The 25,254-nt window shown below is 68.0% G+C and carries 21 protein-coding genes; 16 read left to right on the top strand and 5 right to left on the bottom strand.

Features of this window, described 5'->3' with window-relative positions:
• Positions 1-43: 43 nt before the first annotated feature.
• The 11 genes from A6745_RS20395 to A6745_RS20345 all read left to right on the top strand — a co-directional run bounded on the left by A6745_RS20395 (position 44) and on the right by A6745_RS20345 (position 12,496).
• The gene (locus tag A6745_RS20395; protein WP_066131446.1) at positions 44-1,336 is read left to right on the top strand and encodes a type II and III secretion system protein family protein; all 1,293 of its coding nucleotides are present in this window, start codon (positions 44-46) and stop codon (positions 1,334-1,336) included.
• Positions 1,333-2,682, top strand: a complete 1,350-nt coding sequence (locus A6745_RS20390; RefSeq protein WP_156513461.1) for a pilus assembly protein CpaE — start codon at positions 1,333-1,335, stop codon at positions 2,680-2,682. Before A6745_RS20395 ends, A6745_RS20390 begins: the two co-directional genes overlap by 4 nt.
• 15 nt (positions 2,683-2,697) lie before the next feature.
• Positions 2,698-4,071, top strand: coding sequence for a CpaF family protein (locus A6745_RS20385; protein ID WP_066131170.1), 1,374 nt, complete (start codon positions 2,698-2,700; stop codon positions 4,069-4,071).
• A gap of 5 nt (positions 4,072-4,076) precedes the next feature.
• Positions 4,077-4,994 (top strand): type II secretion system F family protein, encoded by a 918-nt coding sequence (locus A6745_RS20380; RefSeq protein ID WP_082853201.1) that lies wholly within the window; start codon positions 4,077-4,079, stop codon positions 4,992-4,994.
• Positions 4,995-5,002: 8 nt separating this feature from the next.
• Positions 5,003-5,995, top strand: coding sequence for a type II secretion system F family protein (locus A6745_RS20375; protein ID WP_066131167.1), 993 nt, complete (start codon positions 5,003-5,005; stop codon positions 5,993-5,995).
• An 8-nt stretch (positions 5,996-6,003) separates the two neighbouring features.
• A complete protein-coding gene (locus A6745_RS20370; protein WP_066131164.1) occupies positions 6,004-6,954 on the top strand; it encodes a tetratricopeptide repeat protein in 951 nt (316 codons plus the stop codon).
• 23 nt (positions 6,955-6,977) lie between these two features.
• Positions 6,978-7,457 (top strand): DUF3613 domain-containing protein, encoded by a 480-nt coding sequence (locus A6745_RS20365; protein WP_066131443.1) that lies wholly within the window; start codon positions 6,978-6,980, stop codon positions 7,455-7,457.
• A 24-nt stretch (positions 7,458-7,481) separates the two neighbouring features.
• Positions 7,482-9,686, top strand: coding sequence for a TadG family pilus assembly protein (locus A6745_RS20360; RefSeq protein WP_156513459.1), 2,205 nt, complete (start codon positions 7,482-7,484; stop codon positions 9,684-9,686).
• 21 nt (positions 9,687-9,707) lie between these two features.
• A complete protein-coding gene (locus A6745_RS20355) occupies positions 9,708-11,105 on the top strand; it encodes a sigma 54-interacting transcriptional regulator (protein ID WP_066131161.1) in 1,398 nt (465 codons plus the stop codon).
• A 90-nt stretch (positions 11,106-11,195) separates the two neighbouring features.
• The gene (locus A6745_RS20350) at positions 11,196-11,927 is read left to right on the top strand and encodes a DUF2968 domain-containing protein (RefSeq protein WP_066131159.1); all 732 of its coding nucleotides are present in this window, start codon (positions 11,196-11,198) and stop codon (positions 11,925-11,927) included.
• A gap of 113 nt (positions 11,928-12,040) precedes the next feature.
• The gene (locus A6745_RS20345) at positions 12,041-12,496 is read left to right on the top strand and encodes a DUF1178 family protein (protein ID WP_066131157.1); all 456 of its coding nucleotides are present in this window, start codon (positions 12,041-12,043) and stop codon (positions 12,494-12,496) included.
• 132 nt (positions 12,497-12,628) lie between these two features.
• On the opposite strand, the gene efp is transcribed toward A6745_RS20345, so the two are convergent.
• The 3 genes from efp to A6745_RS20330 all read right to left on the bottom strand — a co-directional run bounded on the left by efp (position 12,629) and on the right by A6745_RS20330 (position 15,723).
• A complete protein-coding gene (efp, locus tag A6745_RS20340; protein ID WP_066131154.1) occupies positions 12,629-13,186 on the bottom strand; it encodes an elongation factor P in 558 nt (185 codons plus the stop codon).
• A 207-nt stretch (positions 13,187-13,393) separates the two neighbouring features.
• The gene (gene earP / locus A6745_RS20335; RefSeq protein WP_066131153.1) at positions 13,394-14,506 is read right to left on the bottom strand and encodes an elongation factor P maturation arginine rhamnosyltransferase EarP; all 1,113 of its coding nucleotides are present in this window, start codon (positions 14,504-14,506) and stop codon (positions 13,394-13,396) included.
• An 11-nt stretch (positions 14,507-14,517) separates the two neighbouring features.
• Positions 14,518-15,723, bottom strand: coding sequence for a DUF2863 family protein (locus A6745_RS20330; RefSeq protein ID WP_066131150.1), 1,206 nt, complete (start codon positions 15,721-15,723; stop codon positions 14,518-14,520).
• Between the two features lie 170 nt (positions 15,724-15,893).
• Between A6745_RS20330 and A6745_RS20325 the strand changes: the two genes are divergently transcribed.
• Both A6745_RS20325 and A6745_RS20320 read left to right on the top strand, forming a co-directional pair.
• The gene (locus tag A6745_RS20325; protein WP_082853167.1) at positions 15,894-16,670 is read left to right on the top strand and encodes a DODA-type extradiol aromatic ring-opening family dioxygenase; all 777 of its coding nucleotides are present in this window, start codon (positions 15,894-15,896) and stop codon (positions 16,668-16,670) included.
• A gap of 198 nt (positions 16,671-16,868) precedes the next feature.
• A complete protein-coding gene (locus A6745_RS20320; RefSeq protein ID WP_066131142.1) occupies positions 16,869-17,843 on the top strand; it encodes a Bug family tripartite tricarboxylate transporter substrate binding protein in 975 nt (324 codons plus the stop codon).
• A 47-nt stretch (positions 17,844-17,890) separates the two neighbouring features.
• Here the strand turns inward: A6745_RS20320 and A6745_RS20315 are convergent, their stop codons facing one another.
• Positions 17,891-18,937 (bottom strand): tripartite tricarboxylate transporter substrate binding protein, encoded by a 1,047-nt coding sequence (locus A6745_RS20315; protein ID WP_231886047.1) that lies wholly within the window; start codon positions 18,935-18,937, stop codon positions 17,891-17,893.
• Between the two features lie 194 nt (positions 18,938-19,131).
• Between A6745_RS20315 and A6745_RS20310 the strand changes: the two genes are divergently transcribed.
• The 3 genes from A6745_RS20310 to A6745_RS20300 all read left to right on the top strand — a co-directional run bounded on the left by A6745_RS20310 (position 19,132) and on the right by A6745_RS20300 (position 22,398).
• Positions 19,132-20,583 (top strand): aldehyde dehydrogenase, encoded by a 1,452-nt coding sequence (locus A6745_RS20310; protein WP_066131141.1) that lies wholly within the window; start codon positions 19,132-19,134, stop codon positions 20,581-20,583.
• A 67-nt stretch (positions 20,584-20,650) separates the two neighbouring features.
• Positions 20,651-21,598, top strand: coding sequence for an NAD(P)-dependent oxidoreductase (locus A6745_RS20305; RefSeq protein WP_231886046.1), 948 nt, complete (start codon positions 20,651-20,653; stop codon positions 21,596-21,598).
• A 92-nt stretch (positions 21,599-21,690) separates the two neighbouring features.
• On the top strand, positions 21,691-22,398 hold the full coding sequence (locus tag A6745_RS20300) for an IclR family transcriptional regulator (protein ID WP_066131134.1): 708 nt from the start codon (positions 21,691-21,693) through the stop codon (positions 22,396-22,398).
• 58 nt (positions 22,399-22,456) lie between these two features.
• On the opposite strand, the gene acnA is transcribed toward A6745_RS20300, so the two are convergent.
• Positions 22,457-25,159, bottom strand: coding sequence for an aconitate hydratase AcnA (acnA, locus tag A6745_RS20295; RefSeq protein ID WP_066131133.1), 2,703 nt, complete (start codon positions 25,157-25,159; stop codon positions 22,457-22,459).
• Positions 25,160-25,254 lie beyond the last annotated feature (95 nt).

The raw sequence follows: 25,254 nt of genomic DNA, 5'->3' as shown, positions 1-25,254 counted from the left end.
CTTGGCGGGGCTGGGCGCCTGCGCGTTTTCCGGACACCTGGCGATGGCGGCCCAGCCGCGCGGCGCGGCGGCGCCCGCGGCAGCGGCGCCCGTGGCCCCGCGTGAGGTCACGCTGACGGTCAAGGGCCAGCAGCCGCTGCCGCTGACGTCCACGCCGACCCGCGTGGCCGTGGGCGATCCTGAAGTGGCGGATGTGAAGGTGTTGCCGCCGGGCGTGAACCGCCCTGGCGAGGTGATGCTGATCGGCCGCCGGGCCGGCACGACCGAGGTGCGGATCTGGACGCGTGGCGCTCGCGCACCCGAGGTCTGGACCGTGCGCGTGGCCTCCGACGTCGCCGCGGCGCTCGCGCAGCGCGGCGTGGCGATGGGCGCCAATGTGGACGCCGCTGGCGGCTACGGCCTGGTGACGGGGACGGCGCCTTCGGCCGACCTGCACCGCGGCGCCGCCTCGGCCGCCGCGGCGGCGGGGGGCGGCGAGGACAAGGTCGTCGACATGTCGGTCATCAACACCAGCGGCGTCGTGCAGGTCGAGGTGAAGGTCGTCGAGGTGTCGCGCTCGGTGATGAAGGACATCGGCCTCAACTTCACGGCGGGCAGCAACGGTCCCTGGACGGGCAATGTGCAGCTGGCGCCCGATCTGGCGTCGGGAGGCTTCTTCGGCGCCCTGAATTACGCCACGCGCAACTTCAACGCCTCGCTGCGGCTGTTGCAGACCAACGGCCTGGCGCGCGTGCTGGCCGAGCCGACGCTGGTCGCGATGTCGGGGCAGAGCGCCAGCTTCCTGGCGGGCGGCGAGATCCCGGTGCCGGAGTCGGGCGGACTGGGCACGCAGAACGTGGTCTACAAGCCCTTCGGCATCGGCCTGACGGTGGCTCCCACCGTGATTTCGCGCGATCGCATCGCGCTGAAGGTGGCGCCGGAGGCCAGCGAGCTGGACTACGCCAACGGCATCACCATCTTCAACAATGACAACACCACGGTGATCCCCGCGCTGCGCACGCGCAAGGCCGACACCATGGTCGAGCTGGGCGACGGGGAAAGCTACATCATTTCCGGCCTGGTCTCGCGCAACACGCGCGCCAACGTCAACAAGATTCCGCTGCTGGGCGACCTGCCCATCATCGGCAGCTTCTTTCGCAACGTCCAGTACTCGCAGGACGAACGCGAACTGATCATCGTCGTGACGCCGCGCCTGGTGCGGCCCATCGCGCGCGGCGTGGCCTTGCCGATGCCCGGGGCGCGCCAGGAACGCACCGATTCCGCTTTCAACGCCTGGGGCAACTATCTGCTCGGCCCATGGGTCAGCGACGAGAAGATGCCCGGTTTTTCACAGTGATGCCCATGAAAACACATGCCCGAGAAGGCGTTGCCCTGGACAAGGCCACTTGCTTCCTGTTCTGCTCCGGTAACAGTACCGTGGCGCAGCAGCTGGGGCAGGCGATCGGCGATCTCGGCCTGCTGGTGCAGGAGTCGCCGTCGGTGGATACGCTGGCCCAGCGCCTGGCGGACATCAACCCGCAGGTCGCGTTCCTGGACTTCACCTTGAATCCCTCCGATCCCGGCCGGCTGCTGGCCTCGGCCGATCTGGCGCGCATCCTTGCGCGCGTGGCCCCTTCGATTCCGCGGGTGGCCGTGGGCTATGTGAGCCAGCCCGATGGCGCCATCGCCGCGCTGCGCGCCGGCGTCAGCGATTTCGTCGACCCGTCGGTGTCGCCCGAGGAGGTGCGCGGCGTGGTGCAGCGGCTGATCGCCGCGCGCCGGTCCGAACCTGGCCATGCCGGCCAGCGCAGCGTGTTGCTGGTGGGCGCGCGGCCTGGCGTGGGCACCAGCACGCTGGCCGTCCATGCCGCGGGACTGATGCAGGAACGCCTGGCGCAATCGGCGCTGGGCCGCCATCGCGATCCTTCCGGCAAGCCCGCCAAGCCCGGCGAAGTGATGGCTGCGCAACTGCCGCTGTCCGACCGCGTGGGCGTGCTGGACCTCGGCTATCCCATCGGCGACTGCCTGCTGTACCTGAACGTCAGCAGCGACTTCGACTTCGCCGAAGGCGTGCGCAACCTGAATCGCCTGGACGGCACGCTGCTCAATTCCGCGCTGGCGCATACCGCGTCGGGCATCAGCGCCATCGCTTTGCCGCGCGACCTGGCCCAGATGCGCTCGGTATCGCCGTCCGATTCGCTGATGCTGTTCGAGCGCCTGCGCCAGCATTGCGGCATGTTGCTGACCGACGCGGGCGGCTGCCCCGATCCGGAGTTCGTCGCCAAGCTGGCGCGCGCCTGTGCAGAGGTCTGGCTGGTGACGGACCAGAGCGTCAGCGCGTTGGTCGCGCTGGCGGATTCCATGCGCGAACTCGAACGCCACCACGTCGACAAGTCCACCCTGAAGCTGGTGGTGAACCGCTATGACGAGCGTTATGGCATGACGGCGGTGCAGATCGCCGAGCGGTTCGGCGTGAAGCTGGCAGGCACGCTGCCCGACCGCACGCTGCCGCTGATGGCTTGCCTGAATCAGGGCCATCTGCTGCATGAGCAGGCCGAGCGCGACGTGTACGTGCGCGCCGTGCAGCAATTGGTCGAGCACCTGATGGCGGCCGACGGCACGGCCTCGCCGGGCGCGCGTTCGTCGTCCGGGTGGCTGGCGACCTGGCTGCCAGGAGTCCACAAACGCATGGCACCGGAATAAACGGGGATCGCGATCATGATGTCATCGATGGAGTTCGGCGCCAACGCTCCGGCCGCGGACGGGCAGTTCGCCGCCAGCCAGCGTTTCCAGGACGTGAAGAACCTGGCGTACGAGCACCTGCTGTCGCGCATCGAAGAGCTGGGCGCCGAGTTCGGCCGTTGGACGCGCACCGCCATCCAGGAGTTCGTCGACCTCGAAGTCGCCAGCTTCGTGAGGCTGCGCCGCGTGCCCATCAACGAAGGCGAGATGCAGCAGGTCTCCGCCGCGCTGACCAAGGAACTGGCCGGCTTGGGTCCGCTGGAAGACCTGCTGGCCGACGTGGCCGTGGAAGACATCCTGATCAACGGCTACAACAATGTCTTCGTGTCGCGCCGCGGTGTGCTGGCCCGGGAAAGCCTGCGCTTTTCCGACAACCAGCACGTGCTGCGCATCGTGCGCCGCATCCTGGCGCCGCTGGGCCGCCGGCTGGACGAGTCCAGCCCCATGGTCGACGCGCGCCTGCCGGATGGCGGGCGCCTGAACGTGGTGATCGAGCCTCTGGCCGTGGACGGGCCGATGGTGTCGATCCGGAAATTCCGCCAGGATCCGCTCAAGCCCAACGACCTGCTGACGCTGGGCACTTTCAACGAAGAAGTCTTCCGCCTGCTCAATGCCGCCGTGCGCAACCGTTGCAATGTGCTGGTGTCCGGTGGCACCAGTTCGGGCAAGACGTCGCTGCTGAACGCGCTGGCTTTCTTCATTCCCGAGTACGAGCGCGTGGTCACGGTGGAGGACACCGCCGAACTGTCGCTGAACCATCCGCACGTGGTGCGGCTGGAGTCGCGGCAGGGGGGCTTCGACGGCGCGGGCGCGGTCACCATCCGCGACCTGATCCGCAACAGCCTGCGGATGCGTCCCGACCGCGTGGTGGTGGGGGAAGTGCGCGGCGCCGAGGTCATGGACATGCTGCAGGCCATGAACACCGGCCACGAAGGCTCGATGGCCACCATCCATGCCAACTCGCCGCGCGAATGCCTGTACCGGATCGAGATGCTGGCGGGCTTCGCGGGCTTCCAGGGCAGCGAGGACAGCCTGCGCCGGCAGATCGCCAGCGCGCTGGATTTCATCGTGCAGATCGGGCGACTGCCCAGCGGCAAGCGCCGCGTGACGTCCATCACCGAAGTCACGGGCATGGGCGACAACGTCATCGCCACGCAGGAACTGTATCGCTACGAGCCCTTCATGGCGCCGGATGGCGAAGAGAAGGACAACTGGGTCAGCCTGGGCATCCTGCCGCACACGCCCAAGCTGGCGCGCGTGCGCAACGAGCTGCGTGGCATGCCGCCCGATGCGCCGCCCGCCGAACCCGACAATAACGGTGGCGGCGGTTTCTGGGGGCGGAGGCGCTGATGGGCATGGCCCTGGTCCTGGTACTGATGTCGGTGCTGCTGCTGGGCGGCGCGGTCCTGTTGCTGCGCCGCGCGGGCGCGGATGCCCGTCATTCCGCGCAGTCGGCATTCCTGACCAAGCGGCTGGAGACGCGCGCGGCCGCCGAAGGCGCGGCTTCCGCCGGCTTCGAGGGCCGTTACGTGCCGCAGGGCGGCGGGGCGTGGGCGCGCCTGCTCCTGCAGGCCGGGCTGCGGCCCGATGCGCGCTTCTACCTCGTGCTGATCCTGCCCGTCGTGGTCATTCCCGTGCTGGCCTGGCTGTTCGGCGGCTGGTTTTCCGCGGGCGCGGCGCTGGGCCTGACGGTCGTGCTGTCGTACTTCCGCATCTGGTACAAGGCGGATCGCCGCAAGCGGCGCATGGTCTCGCAATTGCCGGCGTTCCTGGATGCCGTCGTGCGGCTGATCACCATCGGCAACAGCGTGAATGCGGCGTTCCAGGGCGGCCTGGCGAACATCGACGATCCCTTGCTCGAAGTACTGCAGCGTGCCGATGCCCTGTCGCGTTCCGGCAAGGACCTGGATGCGTCGCTGCTGCAGGTGTCGCGCCAGTACGGCCTGCGCGAACTGTTCCTGGTCTCGGCGGTGATCTCGCTGGCCCTGCGCTTCGGCGGCCGCAGCGACCAGGTGCTGGAACGCATGGCGGGCTTCATGCGCGACCTGGAGCACGCACGCGATGAGTTGACCGCGCTGTCGGCGGAGATCCGTCTGTCGGCCTGGATCCTGGCGCTGCTGCCGATCGGGCTGGGCTTGTTCATCATCACCTTCAACAACGCGCTGTTCGTGGGGATGTGGAACGATCCGCTGGGGTTCCGGATGCTGCTGGTGGCCGCCGGCCTGCAGATCGGCGGTTCGTATTGGCTGTATCGCATGGCGCGAGCGGTGTAGGGGCGGCGATGGACAGTGTGCTGAACGACGCGACGTTGCGCACCTACCTGATCGGCGGCCTGCTGGCCGTGATGGCGCTGATGATCGGGCTGACCGTCGCCATCGTGGTGCGGGCGGGCCGGCAGGACCGCAGCCGGCAGGTGGTCGAGCGTGCCCTGGCCGCGCGCGAGGGCCAGCCGGCGCTGGCGGCCGAGGTGCCGGTGGGACGCGTGGCGGCCATGGCCAGCAAGGCCGAGCAGGCCGGCCAGAAGCTCGGCACCGGCCGCATGGGCCAGTCCTTGCTGGACGCGGAAGACCGCAGGCTGGTGGAGCTGGCTGGATTCGAGGACGGGGCGCGGGCGCGCGCGTTGTTCGTCTTCGGCCGCTTCGTCTGCGCCATCGTGCTGCCCTTGGGCCTGTGGCTGGCCGCCAGTGCGGGCTTTTCCAGCCTGTCGCTGGCGATGGAACTGTGCGTGGCCTTCATCGGTTTCGCCCTGGGCTGGATGGCGCCCAAGTGGTGGCTCAAGCGCCGGGTCTCGCGCCGCAAGGAGTGCGCCGAGGAAGAGCTTCCCCTGCTGATCGACCTGATCCGGCTGCTGCAGGGCGTCGGACTTTCCATCGACCAGACCCTGCACATCCTGGTGACCGATTTCCGCTCCACGCTGCCGGTGCTGGGGCTCGAATTGAAGGCCGCCATCGACCAGTACGCACGCGGCCGCACCCGCGATCAGTCGCTGGCGCGCCTGGCGCAAGGTTTCGATAACGACGACCTGGCGGCCATCTGCCGCCTGATCGTGCAGGTCGACAAGCATGGCGGCGCGGTGCAGGAACCGCTGGCGCGGTTCGGCGAACGCGTGCGCGAGCGCCGCAAGCTGGATCTGAAAGCGCGCGTGGCCCGCATGACGGTGAAGATGACCGGCGTGATGGTGATCACGCTGCTGCCAGCGTTGATCATCATCACGGGCGGATCGGGTTTCGTCGCGTTGTTGCGCGGCCTGTCGCGCGTGTCGGGAGGGGGATGATGCAGAGGATGTTTTCCGATGTCCGCAAGGGACGGGTGGCGTTGCTTGCCCTGGCCGCGGCGCTCGTGCTGCCCGGTTGCCAGGCCAACCGGGCGGAGAGTGCGCGCCAACTGATGCGGCAGCAGGAAGAAGAGCAGGCCATGGCGCGCATGGAAGACGACGCCGCCAGCCAGCGCGCCGCGTCGCGTCCCCAGATGGCGCTGTCCCTGATCCGCAAGGAACAGGAAGAGGGCCGTTTCTTCGCGTCGCTGGCTTATCTGGATGCCTATCGGCAGACCTTCGGCGATGTCCCCGAGGCGTCCGCCATGCGCGCCGACGCGCTGCGCAAGACCGGGCAGCCACAGGCCAGCGAGCAGGCCTATCGCGCGCTGACCAGCGGGCCGGAGGCGGCTCGCGCCTGGCATGGCCTGGGACTGTTGGCCGGCATGCAGGGCGATTTCGGACAGGCCGCGCAGCATCTGCGCCGCGCCGCGCAACTGCGGCCCACCGATGCGCAGTATCTCAGCGACCTGGGTTACGCGTTGCTGCGCGCGGGCGATTCCCGGCAGGCGCGCGTGCCGCTGGGCCAGGCCGCCGAACTGGCGCCCGGCAATGCGAAGATCCTGGCCAATCTGGCGCTGCTGCTGCTGGTCGAGGGCGACCCTGCCGGCGCGCGGCAGGTCATGGACCGGGCCAATCTCGGCAACGAAGCGCGCCATCAGGTGCAGCAGCTGGCCGCGCAGGTTCGCGCGCCTGCCGCCACGCCCGTTGCCTCGGCCGCGCCGGCTGCGGCCTCCGCCGCGGGACGTCCGGTCGTGCGCAATACGTCCGCCGCCGAGGCAACGGCGGAAGCGGCCCTGGCGCCACCTGCGCCGCGCTCCACCGCGTCGATGGACCGGCGGGACGGCATGGTCATGCCCGTGCTCAGCCGCCAGGGGCCGGTGATGAACAGTTTCGGCAATCCGCCCGTCACGCAATGACCACCCGATTCCAGGAGACGATCATGCACCCCCCCCTCCGTGTATCCCTGCTGGCGGCGATCGGTCTGCTGGCCGCCGGCGGCGCAGCCGCGCAGCAGCAGCCTGTGACCGGGACGGCGGCAACGCCGCCCGTGGCACAGGCGCAACCGGTCGCGCCGGCCGGCCAGACGCCCGCGGGTCGTCCGGTGGTGCGCCAGGTGCAGGAGGCGGCGGCGCCCGCCGCGGCTGCGCCGGCGGCTGCGTCCGCCGCCGTGGCCCAGGCCGCGCCATCCGCCACGCCGGCCGCGCAGGAGGCTCCTCGCGAAGAGCAGTTCGGCGACATCACGCGCGGACTGGTCGGCCTGCAGGCCGCCGGCCTGCGGGCGGGGCCGGGCCAGCCGCTGCAAGGTCCGGTTGCCACTGCCGCCTGGAACCGCTACATGAAGAGCTTCGAGCACCCGATCCCGCAGTGGTTCGGCGAGCGCGTCTCCAAGAGCGGCGGTTCTGGCGGCCTGTCCCAATAAGGCCGCACGAGGAGACGCCTCATCATGCCGCACATGCGCTTCCCACGCCTGCCGCGCCGCCAGCGCGGCTCGATCCTCATTCCCGCCGCGATGGCGATCCTGCTGGGAATGGTGCTGTTGTGGGGCGTGCAGTTGGGCTATGCGTTCTACCTGAAGCGCGAGTTGCAGAAGACGGTGGACATGGCGGCGTTGACGGCGGCCCAGGTGCTGGCGGGCGGCGGGGCGACGGAATGCGCCGCGGCCGTCACGGCCGCGCGTTCCGCCATCACGGCCAACATGCGGGACGTGGGCACGCCCCAGGTCGCCTGCGTGCGCTGGGACGGCAAGAACGCCGCGCTGGCGCCACGCTACATCCGAAGCGCCGACATCGGCGCCGGCGAACGCTACAACGCGGTCAGCATCAATCTGTCCACCACCGCGCCGTCCCTGTTCCCGTTCACGGAGGGGGTCACGCTATACGCCGAGGCGGTCGGCGCGCGTCCCGCCGAACCCATCGCGGCCTTCTCGGTCGGCACCCGCCTGGCCACCGCCGAGAACGGCGCGGTGCTGACGAACCTGCTGCGCGGGGTGGGCCTGAACATCGCGGGCACCGCGCTGGTGGGGTATGACTCGGGGCTGGCCAACGTGAAAATCACGCCCGCCGGCCTCTTGAACCAGTTGGGCATCGACGTGCCCGCCAATATCTCCGTGGCCGACCTCAACCAGTTGCTGGCGGCGCAGACCCGTCCGCTGAGCGCGCTGCTGGATGCGGCGGTGACCGTGGCCGGCCACGGCGAGTTGCTGGCGGCCAACGTTGGATTGCTGAACGCCATCCAGACCCAGTTGGGCGTGAGCAATCTCCAGGTGCAACTGGGCTCCAACCAGGATGGCCGCGCCTCCAGCCTGTTCACGAAAATCGTCGCGCCCACCGCCCAGGCGGCCTTGAACGCCGAAGTGAACGTGCTGGACCTGATCGGCACGGCCATCGGCGTCGGCACCGGCGGGCACGCCATCGCCTCCACGCTGTCATTCGATTTCCTGGGTATCTCGGTCAGGCCGCAGTTCAGCGTGATCGAACCGCCGTCGATCGCCATCGGCGGCGTGGGCGCCACCGCGTACACCGCGCAGGTCCGGCTGTACGTGCCCATCAAGGTCAATACGCCGTCGTTGCTCGGCGGACTGATCAACCTGAACCTCGACCTGCCCATCGTGGTCGATCTGGTGGACGGCAAGGGCATCCTGCAGAGCCTGTGCCAGGCGCGCGATTCGTCCGATCGCGATCTGGCCAACATCGCGGTGCAGTCCTCCATCCTGAAGGTCTGCGTCGGCGGCCCGCCAGCGGGTGCGGGGGCCAACTGGCCGTTCTCGACCTCCGCCAGTTGCGACCAGGGGCTGACCAACAAGCAGATGCTGCAGCTCGGCATTCTGGGCGGTGTCAATCTGGCCACGCTGAACACCAAGCTGGCCGTGGAGGCGTTGCCCGCCAACGGGTCGGCCGATTTCTACGTGGGCCAGACCCGGCAGATTCCGGCCACGGGCAATCCGCTGTTGATCGGCGACACCTTGAAGAACGTGACCGACGCGCTGCTGTCCGCCCTGCTGGGCAGCAGCCTGCAGGGCGGACAGAACCTCAGCGGCGCGCAGAACACGCAGCTGCGCAACCAACTGGCCACCAAGTATTGGCAGGACACCGCCATGCAGTACCCATGCAACGCGGACGGCATCTCGTCTTCCGCCGCCGCGTGCCGCGGGCAGCGGCAGCAGGCCGCGCTGCAGGCCATCTCGGCTTCCACCTCGGGCCTGGGCGGCTTCCTGGGCGGCCTGACGTCCAATACGCTGGGGCTGGTGGGCAATCTGGTCACGCTGAACGTCGCGGGCCTGGTCGGCAATGTGGGCGGCATCGTGGGCGGCCTGCTCGGCACGGTGGGCAGTACGCTGACCCAGGTGACGGAGGCGTTGGGCCTGGGGCCGTGCTCGTCGGCGCTGACGGGGTCCCAGGCCGGCTGCATCAATACGCTGTCCAATACCCTGGCGCAGAACGCCAGCGCGCCCGCCGTGGGCAATCCCCCCAACGCCGTGGTCGCCCTGGCCGGCCTGGTGCTGGGCGCGCTGCAGCAACCGTTGAACAGTATCGGTACGAGCATCATCAAACCAGTGGTCGAGAACGTCATCGGACTGCAGGTCGGCCAGACCGACGTCAAGTTGATGTCCCTGCAATGCAACGGCAATGAGGTGCAGCTTGTTTATTGACACGCGCGGTGGGCGCGGCGCATGACCGAGGCCATCAACCCGCAGGGCGTCGACGGCCTGGACGTGTACGTGTGGGAAGGCGCTTCGGACATCGCCTTTCGCGCCGAGCGCTTCCTGGCGGGGTACGACGCCACCATCGTGCACTTCGATGCCGCCAGCGGCATTGCGCCGCAGCGCGACGCCGCGCGGCCGGCCGTCGCGCTGGTGTCCGTCACCGTGATGAGCGACTCGCGTTTCTCGGGTTTCGACTGGCTGGCCGCACAGGGCATTCCGGTGATCTGGGTGGCCTCGGAAGACCGCAATCCCGATCCGCGCTATTACGCGCCCGCTTACTCGTACACGTTGCCGCTGTCGTTCAACGGCGCCGAGTTGCGGCGCCTGCTGTTCCGCCTGGCCGGCGTGGCCCGGGCCGCCAGCATGCCCGAACAGCGCCCCACGCCGACGCTGGTGGCGGTGTCGGCCGTGATGCGCGACATGCTGAACGAGGCCCGCATGTTCGCCGACTGCCGCGCCAACGTGATGGTCAACGGCGAGACCGGGGTGGGCAAGGAGCGCATCGCGCGCCTGCTGCACGACGAGTCGTCCTGGTCGCGCGGGCCATTCGTGGCGGTCAATTGCGGCGCCATTCCGGAAGGGCTGTTCGAGGCACATTTCTTCGGTCACGCCAAGGGCGCGTTCACCGGCGCGGTGGGCGCGCACAAGGGGTATTTCGAGCAGGCCAGCGGCGGCACCCTGTTCCTGGACGAAATCGGCGATCTGCCGCTCTACCAGCAGGTGAAGCTGCTGCGCGTGCTGGAGCAGAACACGGTGACGCGGCTGGGCTCGACGATGGAAGTGCCGGTGGAGTTCCGCCTGGTGGCGGCCACCAACAAGGACCTGCGCGGCCTGGTGGCCCGGGGCGAGTTCCGCGCCGATCTCTATTACCGCCTGGCGGTGATCGAACTGCGTATTCCCAATCTGGAAGAACGCGGTCCGCAGGAGAAAATCGCGATTTTCACGTCGCTGCTGGCCCAGCAGGGCGCGGGTGACGATAATCCGCCCGATTGGCTGTTGCAGCGCGTGGCCGGACTGCGATTCCCCGGCAATGTGCGCGAGTTGTCGAATCTGGCCGAGCGCGTGGCCATCGTGCGCCGCCAGTTGGGAGAGTGGAGCCGCGACCGCCTCGAACAGATCCTGGACCGGCACCAGCAGGCCCTTGCCGCGCCCTGCGCCGCGCTGGAGCCCGCGCCCGCGGCGCTCGGCCCCGCCGAAAAAGCCGAGCGGGAGCGTATACTCGCCGCGCTGGAAGCCAATGGCTGGCGCCGGCAGGATACGGCCCATCAGTTGGGAATCAGCCGCAAGGTGCTATGGGAAAAAATGCGTAAATTGCGGCTGGGCGAAGCCCTGGCCGAGACCGCGGACGGAGTGACCGAGCTCTGAGCGCGTCTTTTCTGCAAAATCCGTGCCAATACGGATTAGAAATATAGTATTAAGTTGCTATAGTTAAAGGATTATTGCTAAGAGGAAGGCATGAATATCCAACAACTCGGTCCCTCCTTGCGTCTGGCCATGAGCTGCGCGGCGCTTGCAAGCCTTGCGGCCTGCGCCGGCGCCAAGCAGCAAAGCGAGCCGCAACCCGTGGTCAAGCAGGTCGAGACCGACAATAAAGCCGCCTCGGCGCCGGTGACACCGCCGGCTCCTCCGACGCCAGCACCTTCGGCCGCCGCCGAACCGCCCGCCGCACCGACCACGGTCGCCGAACTGCAGGGCCTGATCCAGAACCGCCAGGTGACCGAACTGCGCACCACCTACAACGGCAGTTATGGCGCCAGCCTGTTGTTCAAGGCGGACGACATGCAGTATTACGTCGCGTTGTTCCAACAGCGTGATTTCTGGCGTGTGGTGAAAACGGTCTCGCAGCCGCAGGCCGAAGCGACCTACCGCGCGTTCGTCGAACAGGCCGCCGATTTGGCCGCCGTCGATCTGCAGCGCATCCGCCTGCAGGCCGAGAACGGCAACGCCGAGAAGCAACTGGCCGAGCGTAGCCGCCAACTGAGCGTGTTGCGGGCCGACCAGGCCCTGCGCCAGCAGCAGGAACAGGTGGTCGCCGATCGCCAGGCCCAATTGCGCCAGGAGCGCGATGCGCTGGCCGAACAGCGCCAGGACACGCGTGCCCAGTTGCGCGCGCTGCAGCGCCAGATCGACGAACTGCAGGCCGAACAGGAGCGCGTGGGCAAGAAGGCGGCGCCGCGCCGCAACTGATCATCGCCGTTCCCGCACAGGGCGCCCCGGGGGCGCCCTTTGTCTATCCGGACCGGCAGCGCCGCGCCGCCCGGCAATCTTGTATTCTTGCCGATCGGCTTCATATACCCGCCATGGCTCTGAAAGTTTTCGATCTGCAGTGCGAGCACGGCCACGTTTTCGAGGGCTGGTTCGGTTCGCACGACGACTACGACGCGCAACGTTCGCGTGGCCTCGTAACGTGTCCCGTGTGCGACTCCAACGAGATCGTCAAGCGGCTGTCCGCGCCGCACCTGAACGTCGCGCACCTGCACCAGCCCGCGTCGGCGCAAGCGCCGGCCCAGGGGGTGGGCAGCATACCGATGTCCGTATTGCAGGCCCAGGTCATGCGGCAGGTGCGCGAGCTGATCCGCAACACCGAGAACGTGGGCACGCGCTTCGCCGAGGAGGCCCGCCGCATCCACCAAGGCGATGCCGACGAGCGCCCCATCCGCGGCGTGGCCACGCCCGAGGAACGGGCCTCGCTGGCCGAAGACGGTATCGACGTCATGTCGGTGCCCGCCTTCCTGGACGACGATCGCCTGCAGTAAAACGTAAAACGCCGCCGGCCATGCGCAAGCCGGAAATGAAAAAGCCCTGGAACCGTGTGGTCCAGGGCTTTCTTGCGCGATGCCGCTCGAGGCACGCCCGGGCCCGCGCCTGGCGGGTCCGAGGGCGGGAAATCAGTTGACGCGGCTGCGGTACTCGTTGGTACGCGTATCGATTTCGATCTTGTCGCCGATGGCGCAGAACAGCGGCACGTTCAGTTCGTAGCCGGTATTGATCTTGGCGGGCTTGAGCACCTTGCCCGAGGTGTCGCCACGGACGGCCGGTTCGGTGTAGGTGATTTCGCGGACCAGGATGGTGGGCAGTTCGACCGAGATGGCGCGGCCGTCGTAGAACACCACTTCGACCGGCATGGCTTCTTCGAGGTAGTTCAGGGCGTCGCCCATGCTGTCGGCTTCGATTTCGTACTGGTTGTACTCGTCGTCCATGAAGACGTACATGGGATCGCCGAAGTAGGAGTACGTGCACTCCTTGCGTTCGAGCATGACGACTTCGAACTTTTCGTCGGCCTTGTAGACCGATTCGCTGTTCGAACCGTTCAGCAGGTTCTTGAACTTCAGCTTGACCACGGCCGCGTTACGGCCCGACTTGTTGTATTCGGCCTTCTGGACCACCAGCGGGTCTTTGCCCACCATGACCACGTTGCCGACCCGCAATTCCTGAGCGGTTTTCATCGATTAAAACTCCGGGGGAAAATGCGCACTCACCGTGCTTGCGCGAAATTCGCACGGGCGACCGCTTCCGCCAGCGGTGTGCAAACGCGTTGCAAAGGCCAGCGGCGGGTTCCTGCTTGAGGTTTCGGCGCCCCGGGAGGCTGTGAAATTTGAGCCCAGGCTCGGCGGAGAATCCGTCGAGCAAAGTAACTCGGAAAACCAGCTATTCTAGCGCGTCCTGGCCAGTTCTGCGCAGAAATCGGCGAGGTTATCGGCCAGATCGGGATGTTCCTCCAGGTTGGCATCCCATTGCCGGGCCGACCGCCGCCAGTCCTGCCAGGCCGGTTCGGCCAGCGCGCGGGCCAGCGCCCAGGGCACGGCGGATGCGTCGGCGTTCCAGGCCCGGACCAGGGTCTGCGCGGCCTCGGGCGCGGCGTAGCGTGCCTGCCACGCCCCCAGTTTTTCCAGGTGCGCCTCTTCGTCCTGCGGATAGATCTGCCATACCAGCGGCCGTGCCGCCCAGGCCGCGCGCACGAAGGAATCCTCGCCGCGAACGAAATTGATGTCGGCGCACCACAGCAGGCGGTCGAAATCGTCCTGCACGACGAACGGCACGCGGGCCACGCGCAACCGGCCCCCGGGGGGCACGGCGGCTTCCAGCCCCGGCGCCACGCCTTGCGGCGCCAGCAACAGGGTGTGCGAGGCATCCGCGGCCAGCGCCGCGGCCAGTTCGGCCCAAGGGGCGTCCGGATAACAGAACAGGGTGGCCAGGCGCGCGTTCCTGGCCACCAGGCCGAGGTCCTCCCGGCCCAGGCCCAGGGCGCGCAGGAAATCCTGCTGGTGCGCGCGGCTGGCCTGCAGGGCATCGCGCTGCCCAGACAGGCCGGGTTCCCGCAGCAGGCCGCCGGTGGCCGGGGTGAAGCCCGGGAAGAAGAAATGCTTCGTCAGTCCGTCCGGACGGCGCGAGGGCAGGCGGTGGCAGCTTTCGACCCAGGACTCGGCGCTCAGGTATTCCAGATTGATCCAGACCGGCTGCGTGCCCCGCATGGCGGAGACGTAATCGGCGGGCGGGTCGCAGGCGAAGGCTTCGATCACCACTTCGGCGGGCGTGAGCAGCGCCGGGTCGGGTTGCGGCGTCCAGTGCACGATCTCGATGCCGGCCACCTGCTGGCGCGCCAGGCCGGGCCGCACGTCGGGCTGGATGCGGTGGAAGGCGGCCAGGTCATCGACCCACAGGCGCACCGGCCAGCCGCGTCCGTGAGCCAGCCGCCGCGCCAGTCGCCAGCAAACACCGATGTCGCCGTAGTTGTCGACGACGCGGCAGAACACGTCGGTGCGCATGGCGCGGGGCGTCAGTGGAAGCGCGTGGGCGCCGCTTCGGCGTCCTCGGGCAATTCGGCGTGCACGAGTTCGCCCAGCGGATTGGGGAATTGCGGTGCGCCGCAATCCTCGCAGTAGTCGGGCGGCAGCACGCCGGGAATGCGGCGCACGTCGGCCACACCGTATTCCTTGAGCAGCGCGGCGATCTCGTCGACGGCGTCGGGCTGGCCGTCATCGCCCGGAGGATCTTCCTCGCGGCCATACAGCGGCCAGACGCAGCCGTAATACACGTCGTTGCTGTTGCGCGGGGTGAAGCCGATGCGGTATTCGTCGACCTGGCCCTCGCCGCACCCGGCGATCACGGCGCGCAACTGATCGGCGGGCAGGCTGACGGCGCCTTCCAGCCAACCGATGGCGGCGCGCAGCGACAGGGGCCGCACGCGGCGGTCGGCGTCGCGGTTGCTGACGTAATAGGCGTCGGGCAGCAGGCATTCGATGCCGCAGCCCGGCAGCAGCGAGGCCAGCGTGGGCTGGGCCTGGGCGATCCATCGTTCGAGGCAGGCCTCGCGGCTGGCGGCCGGATCCTCGGGGTGCTCCTGCCAGCGGAAAAGGGCGCCGCGTTCGGGCACCGCCACGGCCGCCACCAGGTAGCGCGTGTCGGCCAGCATGTTGGCGGTTTCGATGTCGGTGTTGAGCACCGGCAGGCTGGTCTCGGCACCCAGGGCGCGGGCCGCCAGGCGGTGCATCCATTGCCAGGTCTCGCCGAAGGTGCGCGGCATCTGGTCGATGCTGACCAGTTGCGGCAGCAGCGCCACGCGGGCATTGCTGGCCAGGATGTGGCCGTGCAGCTGCGCCAGCAGGGCCTGCTGCGCCGACGCGGAGATCGGGCCGGTGGGAATGGTGTAGCGCGTCCACGCGGCGACGGGCGCGACCAGCAGCAGCACGTCGTGGCGCACGCCGTTCTTCTCGACCTGCATGGATTCGGACAGCGTCTCGGCCCACTCGATCAGCACTTCGTACGCGCCGGCGTCGTGTTGCGCGAGATGATCCAGCGCGGCTTCCAGCGGGCCGTCCTGGCCCTGGCGCAGCAGCTTGGGGACGGCCTCGCCCAGTTGCCCCTGCCAGTAGACGTCTTCCAGGTGGCTGCCGGAGCGGTTCAGCGCCTGCGCCAGGGACACAAGACGCGTGGCGTCGCGGCCCATGCGGGGCGAGGAGGTTCGACTGCGGACTCGGGCCATGAATTCTTTGAAGCGGTGGAGGGAACCTCCTAGTTTACCTCTGCCCGCCGCGCGGCCCGAACCCATTGATCCGTCCGAGGCAACAGTGCGTGCCGCCAGCCCCCATTTATCGCGCGGCGGGGCCGGGGCATCATGGTTATGTTGTCCTGTGCGATTCCCGAGGTGTCACCATGCGTTGGCCCGTGCTTTTCATTTCCCATGGTTCTCCGATGATGGCGGTCGAGCCCGGCCGCACCGGCGCCGTGCTCCAGGCCTGGGGCCAGGCTCAGGCCGAGCGGCCGAAAGGCATCGTCGTGGTGTCGCCGCACTGGATGGGCCACGGGCTGGCGGTCTCCACCCGCGACCGGCAAGTGGCCTGGCATGACTTCGGCGGCTTTCCGCCCGAGCTGTATCAATTGCAGTACACCGCGCCGGGCTCGCCCGAACTGGCCGCGCGGGTGCGGCAGGTGCTGGCCGACGCCGGCATGCAGGCCGGCGACGATCCGCGCCGCCCGCTGGACCATGGCGCCTGGGTGCCGCTGCGCTACCTGTATCCCGAGGCCGACGTGCCCGTGGTGCAGCTGGCGCTGGACGTGGGCCGGGACGCGCGCGGGCAGTACGAGCTGGGCCGGGCGCTGGCGCCGCTGCGCGACGAGGGCATCCTGCTGATCGGTTCGGGGTCGCTGACGCATAACCTGCGCGACGTCCGCATGCCGCACGGCGCGCCAGCCGTGGATTACGTGGCGCCGTTCCAGGACTGGTACGCGCGGCACGTCGCCGCCGGGGATGTCGGCGGCCTGCTCGACTGGCAGGCGTCGGCCCCTGGCGCGGCGCGGGCGCATCCGCATGACGACCACCTGATGCCGTTCTACGTCGCGTTGGGCGCGGGTGGGCCCGTGCGTACCCGCCTGGTCGATGAAGTGGCCTACGGCGCGCTGGCCATGGACGCCTACGCGTTCAGCGGCTAGGCTTCGCCCGGCGCGGCGCCGCCGGCGCGGCATCCGCCGGCCCCCTCCTCGTGACGTGAACGGCAAGGCGGCCTCCTTCGGGGGCCGCCTTTTCTCCATTGACTTCCGGTTTGGGCTAACGCACAATAAATTCATAAGACATCGTACAACCTGAACGGAATGTGAAAGCATTCGAACCCAAGGAAAGGAGACACTTTCATGCCCATCGCCCGCCGGGAATTTCTGGCCGTCATCGGAGCGGCTGCGCTCACCTCGGCCGCGCGTCCGGTCCTTGCCGCGCAAGACTGGCCCAACCGCAACATCCGCCTGATCGTGCCCTACCCGGCCGGCGGGTCGTCCGACATCATTGCCCGCGCCATCAGCCAGCCGCTGTCCACCGCGCTGGGCCAGACGGTGATCGTGGATAACCGCCCCGGCGCCAACGGCAACCTGGGCGCGGGGCAGACGGCCCAGGCCGACGATGGCCATACCTTGCTGATCTGCGACGTGGGCGCGCTGGCCATCAGCCCGTCGGTCTACACCAAGCTCAATTTCGATCCCACCAAGGACCTGCGCGGCGTCAGCATGCTGGCGTACTCGCCGCACGTCATCGCCGTGCACCCTTCGATCAAGGTCGACACCCTGCAGGAACTGATCGAGCTGACCAGGCGCGAGCGCCTGAACTTCGCGGTGCCAGCCGTGGGCAGCGCGCCGCACCTGGCCGGCGTGGCGGTGGGGCAGGCCACCGGCGCCAAATGGGAATACGTGCCCTACAAGGGCGGCGCGCAGGCCATCACCGACGTGGTGGGCGGCCAGGTGCAGATCATCATGAATGGACTGCTTGCCACGCTGCCGCACGTGCAGAGCGGCAAGCTCCGTGCCATCGCCATCTCCAAGCGCGAGCGCATGTCCATCCTGCCCAACGTCGCCACCATCGCCGAGCAGGGCGTGCCCGGCTTCGAATCCGGCACCTGGCAAGGCATCCTGGCCCCGCGCGGCATGCCGGACGCCATCGCCAGCCGCGTGGGCGCCGAACTGGCCAAGATCATCAGCCAGCCCGACATCAAGCAGAAGCTGGGCGAGCAGGGCGCCGAAGTGGTCGTGATGAATCCCGCCGACCTCGACACGTTCTTCAACAAGGAACGCGCGCGCTGGGCCGACGTGGTGGCCAAGGCCGATATCAAGCTGGATTGATACGGGCGTGCGCGTCCCGCCAGCGCGCCGCCCGGCCTGGTACGCCGCTACTGGGCCGTCATGCCGCTGGCCTGGACCGCCTTGCCCCACTTCGCCTCTTCTTCCTTCATGAATGCGGCGAACGCCTGCGGCGTGCTGTTCATCACGTCGCCGCCAAGGTCTTCGATGCGCTTGCGCATCTCCTGGGTGTCCACCACGGCGGCCACGTCCTTGTAGATGCGCGCCTGCAGCGCCGGATCGATGGATGCGGGGGCCAGCAGGCCGAACCACGTCGCCGCCTCGAACCCCGGCATGCCGGCCTCGCCGAAGGTGGGCACGTCGGCCAGCGCCTTGACCCGCTTGCCGTTCGCCACCGCCAGGGCGCGCAGCTTGCCCGAGTGGATGAGCGGCAACGCCGAGGTGATGGTGGCCAGCATCATCTGCACCTGGCCGCCCGCCAGGTCCGTGAAGGCCGGCGCATCGCCGCGATACGGGATGTGGGTAATGGCGCTGCCCGTGGCGATCTTGAACAGTTCACCGCTCAGGTGCTGAGCGGTGCCCTTGCCGGGCGACGCGAAGTTGACGCGCGCGCCGTCGGTCTTCAGGTAGGCAAGGAATTCCGCTAGTGTCCTGGCCGGCACCGCGGGATTGACCACCAGCACCAGCGGCACCTTGGTGATCAGGGTGATGGGCGCGAAATCGTTGATCGGGTCGTAGCTCAGTTTGCCGTAGATGTGCCCGCTGATCGTGTGCGCCGAAGTGGTCATGAAAAGGGTGTACCCGTCGCCCGCCGCGCGCGCCACCGATGCGGCCCCGATCGTGGTGCCCGCGCCGGCCCGGTTTTCGACGATGACCGGCTGCTTCCAGGCACTGCCCAGCTTCTCGGCCGTTGCCCGGGCGATGACGTCCGTGGCGCCGCCCGCGGGGTAGGGAACGATCATTGCCACGGGCTTCGAAGGAAAGACCTCGGCTCGGGCGGGGCCGGTCATGCCCAGGGTGCCGACGGCGGCCGCGGCGAGGCTGGCGGCGAACACGCGAAGGACGGTCCCACGGCGGCGCGGCGCAGGGATGTGGCTCGTGGCGCTGGAGCCGGGATTACGGCGAAAGCACGTCATTTCATCTATCTCCTCTTGTTTTCGGTGGCCGGTACGGCTATCCTTTTCGTTCTGCTATACAGAACGTGTATTCTATTTTACAGGCGTTTTCGCTTTTTGGCGCCTCGAAGTCCGCCAGGGGTTTCCCGACTCCGGGAAGGGCGCCAGCCAGCCGCGAGCCGCCATTCGAATCATGAACAACGACAGAGACAGCCATGCCTGACACCTCTTCTTCCCCCAAGCCCATGCTCATCGACGGCGTTTGGGTATCCTCGGCGGAATCGATCGCCACGATCGATCCCGCCACCGGTCTTGCCAATTTCGAGGTCGCCGCGGCGGGCGCCGGGCAGGTCGATGCCGCGGTCGAGAGCGCGTGGCGGGCGGTGCGCCAGCCGGCCTGGCGCGACATGCTTGCCCACCAGCGCGCCGCCTTGCTGCGGCGTATCGCCGACGGCATGGACAAGCACGCCGAACGTCTGGCGCGCCTGCAGATGATCGAGAACGGCAAGGTGTGGGCCGAGTGCAAGGCACAGGTGGCGGGCGCCGCCGCCACCTTCCGCTATTACGCGGGCGTCTGCGAGACGGTGAGCGCGGAGGTCACTCCCGCGCGCGGCAACTATCTGTCGATGACGCAGTACGAGCCCTACGGCGTGGTGGCCGCCATCACGCCCTGGAATTCGCCGCTCACGATGGAGGCCCAGAAAGTCGCGCCGGCGCTCGCCGCGGGCAATGCGGTGATTCTCAAGCCGTCCGAAGTCACGCCTTCGCCGGCGCTGGAGCTCGGCCGCATCGCGCTCGAGGCAGGCCTGCCGCCGGGCATCCTGAACGTCCTGCCCGGCCTGGGCGGCAACGCGGGCAGACTGCTGGTGGCGCATCCGGGCGTGCGCATGGTGTCCTTCACGGGGGGCACGGCCAGCGGCCGCGCCATCGCGCGCGTGGCGGCGGACAAGCTCATGCCGGTGGCGCTGGAACTGGGGGGAAAGTCGCCGCACATCGTATGCGCCGACGCCGACCTGGACGCCGCCGTGGCAGGTGTCATCGGAGGCATCTTCGAGGGCAGCGGCCAGTCCTGCGTCGCGGGTTCGCGATTGTTCGTCCACCGCGACATCCAGGCGGTCTTCCTGGACAAGCTGCTGGCCCGCACGCGCGCCATACGGGTGGACCTGCCCGATGCCCAGGGCGCCCAGATGGGCCCCATCGCGTCGTTCGCCCACCGCGACAGGATCGAATCCATGGTGCGGGGCGCATGCGAAGAGGGTGGCGAGGTGCTGGCGGGGGGGCGCCGTCCCGATGACGAGCGCCTGGCCCAGGGGGCGTTCTATCTGCCCACCGTGATCGGCGGACTCGGCCCGCAAGCTTGCGCGGTGCGCGAGGAAATCTTCGGCCCGGTATTGGTCGTGCTGGCCTTCGAGGATGAGGACGACCTCGTCGCACAGGCCAACGACAGCGCCTATGGCCTGGCCGCCGGCATCTGGACGGCCGACTACCGCCGCGCGTGGCGCGTTGCCCGCCAGCTCGAGGCGGGCAGCGTCTGGATCAACACCTACAAGCAGTTGTCCATCTCCACGCCGTTCGGCGGATACAAGCAAAGCGGCCTCGGACGGGAGAAGGGCGTCTCGGGGCTGAGGCTCTACCAGCAATCCAAGGGAATCTACTTCGCGATGTAGGCGCCGTCGCCTCACGGACCGCCGCCATGCCGCGCCGCGGACCGCATGACCGATTTCTCGATACACATTGCCGACCTCGTCGGACAGGACAGGAGTTTTTCGAATGAACGATTTCAAACGCATCGGCTTTATCGGCCTGGGTGTCATGGGAGAACCCATCTGCCGCAATCTGGCCCGCAAGTGCGGGTTGCCCGTGCTGGGTTGCGACCATGACGCCGCGCCGCTGCAGCGGTTGGCCTCGCACGGCGTGCAGGCCAGCGATCTCGCGGGTGTCGCGCGCGACTGTGACGTCATCTTCCTTTGCCTGCCTTCGGGCGAGATCGTGGAAAAGCTCGTGTACGGCGCCGACGGGTTGCTGGCGCAGGCGCGGCCCGGCCAGATCGTCGTGGATACGAGCACCTCGCCGGTGGATACCACGCGGCGGCTGGCCCGGGAGTTCGCCTCGGCCCAGGCAGTTTTCATCGACGCGCCGGTCGCCCGCACCCGTGCGGCGGCCGAGGCCGGAAAGCTGTCGGTGATGGTCGGCGCGGACCCCGCCGTGTTCGAGCGGGTCCAGCCCTTGATCGCGACGTTTGCGGAGGAAATCACGCTGTGCGGTCCCGTGGGTTGCGGACAGGTCGTGAAGATTCTCAACAACATGGTGTTGTTCGAGACCGTGACGGCGCTGGCCGAGGCGCGCGGCATCGCACGCCGGTCAGGCGTCGATCCCAGGATCCTTCTGGAAGCCTTCACGCGCGGGTCCGCGGACAGCTTCGCATTGCGCAACCACGGCTTAAAGGCTATCCTGCCGGACGCATTTCCGGAGAAGGCGTTCCCGGTGGCCTATGCCCGCAAAGACCTGAAGTATGCGTTGCGTCTGGCCGAACAGACGGGTATCGCCGCTCATGGCGCCCGCAATGTGGATCAATGGTTCGAAGCGGCGCTGGCGCGCGGGCTGGGCAACCTCTATTGGCCGGTCATCAGCAAGGTCATCGATGACCCGCGCGACGAGGTTCCCGTCGGCGGCCAGGACTAGCGGCCCGCCGGGCTCGCCCCGTCCGTGGACGGAAGTCGATGGAAATGCCGTATCGTCCGTCATTGCCCCGACCATCCGCCCAGGCCGTTTCCATGAGCCCCATAGCCTCTCCTGAAGCCACCGACGGCGTCGCCGCGGTCGAACGCGCGCTGGCCATCGTCGATGCCATCGCGCAGCGCACGGATCCCATCAGTCTGGCCGATCTGTCCCGCGCGACGGGCTTTTACAAAAGTACGCTGCTGCGCCTCATCGCGTCTCTGGAAAAAGGCGGCCTGGTGGCGCGCCGTCCCGATGGCCGCTATGCGCTGGGCCTGTATGCGCACCGGCTGGGACGGGCTTACGAGGCGACGTACCGCCTGACCGAAACCCTGCAGCCGCTGCTGCAGGGGTTGGTCGATCGGGGCACCGAAAGCGCCTCATTCCACGCCTTTCACGACGCCGAATCGCGTATCTGCCTGTTGCGCGTCGACTCGCATCATTCCACGCTGGACCGCATCCGCGCGGGCGACCTCTTGCCGCTGGGCAAAGGCGCGGCGGGCAAGCTGATCACCGCCTACCTGGTCAATGGCGCCTCGGTGCGGGACACCGGCCTGGTCATGACCTCGATGGGAGAGCGCGATCCCGCCTGCGCGGCTGTCGCCAGTCCGGTATTCGGGCCGGACAACGCGCTGTATGGGGTGATATCGCTGTCGGGGCCGCAGGAACGCTATACCCCGGCCGCGATCAAGAAGATGTCCAGACTGGTTCAGGAGGCTGCCGCCGAGGCAAGCCGGGCGCTCGGCGGGCACTGGCCCGCCTGAGCGCCGCTGCCGGCGACGTCCGGCCGGGGCAGGCAGGCCTGCCCCGGGGCCGCCGCGATCAGGCGGCCAGCAACTGGCGCAGCACGAAGGGCAGGATGCCGCCGTGCTTGTAGTAGTCCACCTCGATCGGCGTGTCGATGCGCAGCATGAGGACGACCTCTTGCGTGCTGCCGTCTTCACGGTGGATCGTCAGGGTGACGTCCTGCATGGGCTTGATCCCGCCTTCCAGGCCGGAGATGTCATAGGTTTCGCGGCCCGTGATGCCCAGGCTGTCGACGCTGTCGTTGCCCTTGAACTGCAGGGGCAGCACGCCCATGCCCACCAGGTTGCTGCGGTGGATGCGTTCGAAGCTGCGGGCAATGACGGCCTTCACGCCCAGCAGTTGCGTGCCCTTGGCGGCCCAGTCGCGCGACGAGCCCGTGCCGTACTCTTCGCCGCCGAACACCACGGTGGGGGTGTCCTGGCCCACGTACTTCATGGCCGCGTCGTAGATGGACATCTGTTCGCCAGTGGGCTGGAACAGGGTTTCGCCGCCTTCGAAGCGGCTGCCGTCGGCCTTGGCCGGGATCATCAGGTTCTTGATGCGCACGTTGGCGAAGGTGCCGCGCATCATGATCTCGTGGTTGCCGCGGCGCGAACCGTAGCTGTTGAAGTCGGCCTTCATCACGCCGTGTTCTTTCAGCCACTTGCCCGCGGGCGAGGTTTCCTTGATGGAGCCGGCGGGCGAGATGTGGTCGGTGGTGACCGAGTCGCCGAAGATGCCCAGCGCGCGCGCGCCGCGGACGGTCGGCATGGCGCCCGGCGTCATGCCGAAGTCGGCGAAGAAGGGCGGCTCGGCGATGTAGGTGGACTCGGGCCAATCGTAGGTTTCGCCCGTGACGCCCTTGATGTTCTCCCACAGTTTGCCGGGGTTGCTCTTGACCTGCCCGTAGTTCTGCTGGAAAGCCTCGGGGTTCAGCGCGAACTTGAGCAGTTCGTTGATCTCGTCGGTGGTCGGCCAGATGTCGCCCAGCCACACGTCGCCGTTCTTGCCGCGCCCCACGGGCTCGGTCATCAGGTCGCGCGTGACGGTGCCGGCCAGCGCATAGGCCACCACCAGCGGGGGCGAGGCCAGGAAGTTGGCCTTGATGTTCGGGTGGATGCGGGCCTCGAAGTTGCGGTTGCCCGACAGCACGGCCGCGCACACCAGGTCGTTGCCGGTGATGGCTTCGTTCAGGTCGGCGGTCAGGTCGCCGGCGTTACCGATGCAGGTGGTGCAGCCGTAGGCGGCCACGTCGAAGCCCAGCTTCTCGAGATAGGGCAGCAGGCCCGTCTTGGTCAGGTATTCGGTGACGACGCGCGAGCCGGGGGCCAGCGAGGTCTTGATGTGCCTGGGCACCTTCAAGCCGGCCTCGACGGCCTTCTTGGCCAGCAGGCCGGCGGCCAGCAGCACGCTGGGGTTGGACGTGTTGGTGCACGAGGTGATGGCGGCGATGAGGATGTCGCCATTCTTGATCTTCGTGCCCGCGCTGGTGGTGAACGTCTCGGACAGTTTCTCGGCCGGCTGGTTGAAGCCGTTCTCGGAGACCGGCTTGGAGTACAGGTCGATGAAGGTGTTCTTGACGTTGCCGATCTCGATGCGGTCCTGCGGACGCTTCGGGCCGGCCAGCGACGGCGCGACGGTGGACAGGTCCAGCGTCAGCAGCTTGGTGTAGTTGATGTCCTTTGCCTTGGGCACGCCGTACATCTTCTGCGCCTTGAAGTAGGCGGCGAAGGCGTCGATTTCTTCCTGGGTGCGGCCCGTGCCCTCGAAGTAGTCGATGGTGCGGTCGTCCACGGGGAAGAAGCCCATGGTGGCGCCGTATTCGGGCGCCATGTTGCCGATGGTGGCGCGGTCGGTGACGCTGAGGCTGGCGGTGCCTTCGCCGCAGAACTCGACGAACTTGCCCACGACCTTCTCGCGGCGCAGCATTTCGGTGATGGTCAGGACCAGGTCGGTGGCGGTGACGCCGCCGCGCAGCTTGCCCTTGAGTTCGACGCCCACCACGTCGGGCGTCAGGAAGTACACGGGCTGGCCCAGCATGCCGGCCTCGGCCTCGATGCCGCCCACGCCCCAGCCGACCACGCCGATACCGTTGATCATGGTGGTGTGGCTGTCGGTGCCCACCAGCGAGTCGGGGTAGTACACGTCGTTCCGGTCATGGTGGACGCCGCGCGCCAGGTATTCCAGGTTGACCTGGTGGACGATGCCGAAGCCCGGGGGCACCACGCCGAACGTGTCGAACGCCTGCATGCCCCACTTCATGAACTGGTAGCGCTCTTTATTGCGCTGGAACTCGAGTTTCATGTTCAGGTCCAGCGCGTCCTTGGTGCCGAAGTGGTCGATCATGACCGAATGGTCGACCACCAGGTCGACCGGCACCAGCGGCTCGATGCGCTTGGGATCCTTGCCCATCTGCGTGGCCACCGAGCGCATGGCCGCGATGTCGGCCAGCAGCGGAACGCCCGTGAAGTCCTGCAGCACCACGCGGGCCACGACGAAGGGGATCTCGTCTTCGCGGCGGGCGTTGGCCTGCCAGCCGGCCAACTGGCGGACGTGCTCTTCGGTGACCTTCTGGCCGTCGCAATTGCGCAGCACGGATTCCAGCACGATGCGGATGGACACCGGCAGCCGCTGCACGTCGATGCCCAGGGCTTTGCCCAGGGCCGGCAGCGAATAATACTGACAGGTTTTCTTGCCTAGCTTGAATGTCTTGAGCGTGTCGAGCGTGTTGTGCGGCATGTCGGACTCCCTGGGTTTGGACCGCGTGAAAGCGCCATTTTCAGGCGTTTCGGCGTGCTTGTCATTGTATGTGAGAGAAGCGGAATTGGGTGCTT

The organism is Bordetella ansorpii (genome assembly GCF_900078705.1).
Lineage (GTDB): Bacteria > Pseudomonadota > Gammaproteobacteria > Burkholderiales > Burkholderiaceae_B > Bordetella > Bordetella ansorpii_A.
Note: the sequence above shows the minus strand (reverse complement) of the source record. Positions and strands in the feature narration are given on the sequence as shown.